5 protein-coding genes and 2 pseudogenes are annotated in these 5,443 nt (G+C 74.1%); 4 read left to right on the forward strand and 3 right to left on the reverse strand.

Annotated features, from left to right (window positions below; translation table 11 throughout):
• Positions 1-544: pseudogene (locus RH94_RS42350) on the forward strand (saccharopine dehydrogenase); the annotation flags it as partial.
• Here RH94_RS42350 and RH94_RS04295 read toward each other — a convergent pair.
• Both RH94_RS04295 and RH94_RS04300 read right to left on the reverse strand, forming a co-directional pair.
• Entirely contained in the window at positions 541-1,236 is a 696-nt protein-coding gene (locus RH94_RS04295; RefSeq protein WP_073946320.1) for an endonuclease V, read from the reverse strand. The pseudogene RH94_RS42350 and the gene RH94_RS04295 sit on opposite strands and share 4 nt — an antisense overlap.
• Before the next feature lie 70 nt (positions 1,237-1,306).
• Positions 1,307-1,633, reverse strand: a complete 327-nt coding sequence (locus tag RH94_RS04300; RefSeq protein ID WP_073946321.1) for a plasmid stabilization protein — start codon at positions 1,631-1,633, stop codon at positions 1,307-1,309.
• A gap of 265 nt (positions 1,634-1,898) precedes the next feature.
• Between RH94_RS04300 and ssgD the strand changes: the two genes are divergently transcribed.
• Entirely contained in the window at positions 1,899-2,315 is a 417-nt protein-coding gene (ssgD, locus tag RH94_RS04305; protein WP_073946322.1) for a spore wall synthesis regulator SsgD, read from the forward strand.
• Positions 2,316-2,373: 58 nt separating this feature from the next.
• On the opposite strand, the gene RH94_RS04310 is transcribed toward ssgD, so the two are convergent.
• On the reverse strand, positions 2,374-3,045 hold the full coding sequence (locus tag RH94_RS04310) for a GOLPH3/VPS74 family protein (RefSeq protein ID WP_073946323.1): 672 nt from the start codon (positions 3,043-3,045) through the stop codon (positions 2,374-2,376).
• A gap of 318 nt (positions 3,046-3,363) precedes the next feature.
• Here RH94_RS04310 and RH94_RS04315 point away from each other — a divergent pair, with 318 nt between their 5' ends.
• Positions 3,364-4,989, forward strand: coding sequence for an ABC-F family ATP-binding cassette domain-containing protein (locus RH94_RS04315; RefSeq protein ID WP_073946354.1), 1,626 nt, complete (start codon positions 3,364-3,366; stop codon positions 4,987-4,989).
• A 67-nt stretch (positions 4,990-5,056) separates the two neighbouring features.
• Positions 5,057-5,443: pseudogene (locus tag RH94_RS42355) on the forward strand (N(G),N(G)-dimethylarginine dimethylaminohydrolase); the annotation flags it as partial.

The following is a 5,443-nucleotide window of genomic DNA, read 5'->3' on the forward strand; positions in this document are numbered from 1 at the left end:
GGGCAGGCGGGCGTCCACGCCGACGGGCACGCCGCGGTTCGCCGGGGAGGTCGGCGCCTGGGTGCTGCCGCTGCCGACCATCGACCCGCAGATCGTGCGGCGCTCCGCGCGGGCGCTGGAACGTTACGGCCCCGACTTCCGCTACCGCCACTACGCGGCCGTCCGGCACCTGTCCGTCGCCGTGGGGGGCGTCGCGGCCGTCGGCGCGGTCATGGCCGCCGCCCAACTGCCGCCCGCCCGGCGCTGGCTGTCCGACCGGCTGCAGCCCGGCCAGGGGCCGAGCGCCGAGAAGCGGGCCAGGAGCTGGTTCTCCGTGCGGTTCGTGGGCGAGGGCGGCGGACGGCGGGTGCTGACCGAGGTCGCGGGCGGCGACCCCGGGTACGGCGAGACGGCGAAGATGTTCGCCGAGTCGGCCCTGTCCCTCGCCCTCGACGACCTCCCGCCGACGGCCGGCCAGGTCACCACGGCCGTGGCCCTGGGCGACGCCCTCATCACCCGCCTGCGCCGTGCGGGGCTCACCTTCCGCACGGTGGCGAGCGCTTAGGGCCCCGTCGCCTCGCGCAGGGCGCGGCGGCACAGGGCGTCCGCCCTGCGGGTCGTCTCGGGGAGGCGGTGGGCCGGGGTGAGGGCGAGGGTGTGGGCGCAGGCGTCGGCCAGGGTCGTCCGGTGGCCGACCGAGACGAAGACCGGCTTGACGCCGTCCCGGGTGCGCAGGGCGCGGCCGACCTCGTCCGGGCCGGCCAGGAGCGGGGAGGAGCTGCCGCGCGGGGTGTCCGGGTCGTCGTAGGTGAAGGTGAACGGGTTCTTGGCGACGCCGATCGTCGGCAGCCCGGTCAGCACCCCCAGGTGACTGGCCAGGCCGAACCGGCGCGGGTGGGCCTGGCCATAGCCGTCGCAGACCACCGTGCCGGGCGGGCAGGGCAGGGCGCCCAGCGCGGCCAGCACGGTGGGGATCTCGCGGAAGGCCAGCAGCCCCGGCACGTACGGAAAGGAGACCCGCCCGACGGCGGTGGCCTCGGCGACGACGCGCAGGGTCGCCGCGTCCAGGACGACGGCCGCTGCCGCCACGACGTCCCGATCGTCGTCGTAGGCGACATCGACACCCGTGACGTGTCCCGTCCCGGGCGGTGGTCCCGGCTCGTCCAGCACCACCTTCTCGCGCAACTCGTCCTGAACGGCCCGGGCCTGCTCCTCGGTGGCGGGCCAGCCCACGGGGATGCCTACGGTCGTCGTCATGGTGAGGACGAGCGTACGGCCCGAGGTGCCGAAGGCGGCAGGGCGGGTCCGCCCCGCCCGGTGCCGGAGGTCAGCCCTTGCCCAGCGCCTGCCGCAGCTGCTGCTTGTTCATGTCCGAGCGGCCGTGGATGTTGCGCCGCCTGGCCTCCTCGTAGAGCTGGTCGTAGGTGGGCCCTTCGGAGCCCCGGCCCGAGCGCTGTCCGCCCCGCCTGCCCGAGGACATGTCCTGGGTCGAGGAACGACTGGCGGTCTTCGACTCGCCGGAGCGGGCGCGCTCCTTGTTCACCGTGCGCGCGGCCATCTCCTTGGCGCGTTCGGTGCTCTCCCCCCGGTCCTGCGCGCTCTCCTTGATGTGCTCGTACTGACGCTCGCGTTTGGAACTGGAACCGCGTGGCATGCCGTTCACTTCCTCTCTGTGCAAGGAACGGATACCCGCATTCTGGATCTGTTCGCCACAACGGGCGATATCCGATCCGCCAGTCGAGCGACCCGGCCGGCCGCGTCGCTTGTGCGAATGAACGCGGTGACAGAGGTCACTCGCCTCGCGTGTGCACGGATTGGCTGATTCCGTCGTCTCCTTCAGTGCCCGGCCGTCCGCCCGGACGGCCCTCCGACCGTCACAGTCCGGCCGTCACAGCCCAGCCGTCACAAGGGAGCAGGCGTTGTCCACCGTCATCGAGCAGCCCGTTCAGGCACGCCTGGTCGCCGCCGCGCCGCGGATGCCCACCATCCCCGCCACGCTGCACTACGACCGGCGCGACCCGTTCGCCGTCCGCATGACCTTCCCGGCCCCTTCCACCCTCGAAGGGGTGGAGGTCTGCTGGACCTTCGCCCGCGACCTGCTCACGGCCGGTCTGCGGGAGTCCGAGGGCCACGGCGACGTACGGGTGCGGCCGTACGGCTACGACCGCACCGTCCTGGAGTTCCACGCCCCGGAGGGCACCGCCGTGGTGCACGTCCGCAGTGGCGAGATACGGCGCTTCCTCGCGGCCACGAGCGAACTGGTGCCCGTCGGTCTGGAGCATCTGCAGCTCGACCTGGACCACGATCTGGCGGAGTTGATGCGCGACGCCCGCTGACGCGTTCCCGCCCGCCCCCGGGTCGACGGCCCCGGGGGCGGTGCGGCCGGCGGAGGGTTCAGCCGCCCGCCGCCGCGGAGGCCGCCGCGGCCGCCACGACGACCGCCGTGCGCACTTCGCGTACGACCCGCCGCAGGGCGGGGGCCGCCGCGCCGCCGCGCTCGGTCAGCTCCTCGATGCGCCGCCGGTGGCGCCGGCGGTCCGTGGCGGACACCAGGGTGCTCAGTCCGGCGGCGGCCGCGAGGGCGACGACGGCCGCGTCGCGTTCGGGAACCCGCGCGGCCGGCAGCGGGCCCTCCAGCACCCGGCGTGCCTCCTCGCGCAGCGCGTCCACGACGGCGACGCGTTCCAGGACGTGGTCCACCGACGGGAACACGCCGAGCACACGCCGCCGTTCGGCGCGCAGGTACCCCTCGGCGGCCAGCTGTTCGCGCACGGCCACGAGGGTGAGCCGGGCCCGCAGCGTCACCCAGGTCCTCCAGTGCCGGGGCCGGGACTCCCGGACGAGGTCGAGCAGTCCGTCGAGGACGGGGTCCCCCGTGCGCGCGTCCAGGTCGACGGGGGTGGCGATGCCGTCGTCGTCGACGAGCAGCCCGCGCTGGGCCAGCTCGGTGAGGGCGCCGGCCCGGACCAGGTGGTGCAGTTCGCCGGCGCCGGTGGGTCTCAGCCGCGCGGTGTCCCAGGCCAGCAGGTACAGCCGGGCCGGCAGCGAGAGCGAGCCGTCGGGCACAAGGCCTCCTTCGCTCGGTGGGCCCGGGGCCCACGCCGAAATCCGTTGACAGGCACCCCGGCCCTTCCTACGGTGTACAGCGTCCTGTTGCCGTCGATGGGAGAGGGACGTTGCTCGTCTGAGGTCATGAGGCACCGCGCCACACCGGTCAGGTGTGGGCGTCGCGTGCGACCTCGGCGTCCGAGCCGTCCCAGGAATCCGGTCCAGGGCTTTTCCCGTGCCCCGCGGACTCCTGTCTCCGACACGGCCGCCCGGCGGTGCCTCCACACGCGTCTGCCCCTGACCGCACTCCGCATTCGCGAGGCGCCCATGTCTTCCATGTCCTCATCCATCACCTGTACCTCCCTCTCCTTCGCCTGGCCCGACGGCAGCCCCGTCTTCTCCGGGCTGGACATCGCCTTCGGTCCCGGCCGGACCGGACTCGTCGGGGTCAACGGCTCGGGGAAATCCACCCTGTTGAAGCTGATCGCGGGCGAGCTCGCCCCGGCCCGGGGCGCGGTCCGCGTCGCCGGCGAGGCCGGGTACCTCCCGCAGAACGTCACGCTGGACACCGCGCTCCGGGTCGACGAGGCACTCGGCATCGCCGCCCGGCGGGCCGCGCTGCACGCCATCGAGTCCGGCGACGCGTCGGAGGAGCACTTCGAGACCGTCGGCGACGACTGGGACGTGGAGGAGCGCGCCCTGGCCACCCTCGGCGAACTCGGGCTCGGCCGCATCGGCCTGGACCGCACCGTCGGCGAGGTGTCCGGCGGCGAGTCGGTGCTGCTGCGCCTGGCCGCGCTGCTGCTGCGCCGGCCGGACGTACTGCTGCTGGACGAGCCGACCAACAACCTCGACCTGTACGCGCGCCGGCGGCTGTACGCGGCCGTCTCCGCCTGGCCGGGCGTGCTGGTCGTGGTCAGCCACGACCGCGAACTGCTGGACCTGGTCGACCGGATCGCCGACCTGCGCGCCGGAGAGGTCACCTGGTACGGCGGCAACTTCACGGCGTACGAGGAGGCCCTCGCCGTCGAGCAGGAGGCCGCCGAGCGAATGGTGCGCGTCGCCGAGGCCGACCTGCGCAAGCAGCGGCGCGAGCTGGCCGACGCCCAGGTCAAGCTGGCCCACCGCAAGCGGTACGGCCAGAAGATGTGGGCCAGCAAGCGCGAGCCGAAGATCGTGATGGGTGCCCGCAAGCGGGCGGCCCAGGAGTCGGCGGGCAAGCACCGCATCCTGCACGAGGAGAAGCTCGCCGAGGCCCGGGAGCGGCTCGACGAGGCCGTGGAGGCGGTGCGCGACGACGACGAGATCCGCGTCGACCTGCCGGCCACGGCCGTACCGCCGGGTCGGGACGTGCTCACCCTGCGGGACCTCCGGTCGGCGTACGGCGCGCGCGTGGAGGGCTCCTTCCACCTGCGCGGCCCGGAGCGCGTCGCGCTGACCGGACGCAACGGCGCGGGCAAGACGACGCTGCTGCGCACGATCGCCGGGGAGCTGCCGCCGCTGTCGGGCGAGGCGGTGGCGCACGTCCCGCTGCGGTTCCTGCCGCAGCGCCTCGACGTCCTCGACGGCGAGCTGACCGTCGCCGAGAACGCGGCCCGCCTCGCCCCGGACGCCACGAACAACCGGGTCCGGGCCGGGCTGGCCCGCTTCCTGTTCCGCGGCGCCCGCGCCGACCAGCGTGCGGCGACGCTGTCCGGTGGCGAACGCTTCCGGGCGGCGCTGGCCGCGCTGCTGCTGGCCGAACCCGCGCCGCAGCTGCTGATGCTCGACGAGCCCACGAACAACCTGGACCTGGCGAGCGTGCGCCGGCTGACGTCCGCCCTGGAGTCCTACGAGGGCGCGCTGATCGTGGCCGGCCACGACCTGCCGTTCCTCCGGTCCATCGGCATCACACGGTGGCTGCTGCTGGAGGAGGGAGAACTACGGGAGACGGCTGAGGGTTTTGCCGTGGCCGACGATTGACGCATGATGGCGGACCGGAGCGAGCACACCCGCAATCACGAGCCACCCGCGACCCGAAAGGTCCCTCGTGCCCAGCAAGAAGGCCCTCGTCCGCCGCCCCGGTCCGCGCCTCGCCGAGGGGCTGGTGACGCACATCGAGCGGGAGAAGGTGGACGTCGGGCTCGCGGGGCGGCAGTGGGAGGCGTACGTGCGGGCGCTGCGCACCCACGGCTGGGAGACGGTCGAGGTCGAGCCGGCCGACGACTGCCCCGACGCGGTGTTCGTCGAGGACACGGTCGTGGTGTACAGGAACGTCGCCCTGATCACCCGGCCCGGCGCCGAGTCCCGGCGGGACGAGACCGTCGGGGTCGAGGAGGCCGTGGCACGCCTGGGCTGCTCGGTGAACTGGGTCTGGGAGCCGGGCACGCTGGACGGCGGGGACGTGCTGAAGGTCGGCGACACGGTCTACGTCGGC

The organism is Streptomyces kebangsaanensis, from assembly GCF_001906585.1.
Taxonomy (GTDB): domain Bacteria; phylum Actinomycetota; class Actinomycetes; order Streptomycetales; family Streptomycetaceae; genus Streptomyces; species Streptomyces kebangsaanensis.